Source organism: Vibrio sp. S234-5 (assembly GCF_000960595.1).
Classification (GTDB): Bacteria; Pseudomonadota; Gammaproteobacteria; order Enterobacterales; family Vibrionaceae; genus Vibrio.
This window is the reverse complement of sequence record NZ_JZAM01000388.1, coordinates 1-605: the sequence shown is the minus strand read 5'-3', so window position 1 is coordinate 605 and position 605 is coordinate 1. Positions and strand designations below refer to the sequence as shown.

General features: G+C 43.6%; 2 tRNA genes. Both read left to right on the top strand.

The window, feature by feature from the left end:
- Nucleotides 1-141 precede the first annotated feature (141 nt).
- Nucleotides 142-218, top strand: a tRNA-Ile gene (locus UF06_RS22210).
- Nucleotides 219-226: 8 nt separating this feature from the next.
- Nucleotides 227-302 (top strand) — tRNA-Ala (locus UF06_RS22205).
- The last annotated feature ends 303 nt before the right edge of the window (nucleotides 303-605 follow it).

Here is a 605-nt window from a genome sequence, read left to right as displayed (position 1 = left end):
CAAGGTAGCGCTAGGGGAACCTGGCGCTGGATCACCTCCTTATACGATACGGATAGTTTGCTTCTGCTTTTTAAAGCGGAAACAAATAAGTCGCGATGAGTGTCCACACAGATTGATATGGTTTAGATTAGAGCATTTAGTGGGTCTGTAGCTCAGGTGGTTAGAGCGTACGCCTGATAAGCGTAAGGTCGGTGGTTCGAGTCCACTCAGACCCACCACTACTGATGGGGCTATAGCTCAGCTGGGAGAGCGCCTGCCTTGCACGCAGGAGGTCTGCGGTTCGATCCCGCATAGCTCCACCATCTTTAAGTGCATTAGTGATAGTGCTTTTAAACATGGTTTCGAAAGAAATCTTGCTCTTTAACAATTTGGAAAGCTGACAAAACAACAATTTATTGTTGTTTGTAAAGTTCTCAATGTTTGTCTTTAAGACAAACACCAACAAAACACATTCAAGTGTTCTTGGGAATGTCACTGTTATAGTGACGATTCAAAATTGAGTCCGGCAAATCAATGCTATCTCGCTCATTCAAATAATGAGATAGCGAACCTTGGTTGTTTAACAAAGACCCTTTCGGGTTGTATGGTTAAGTGACTAAGCGTAC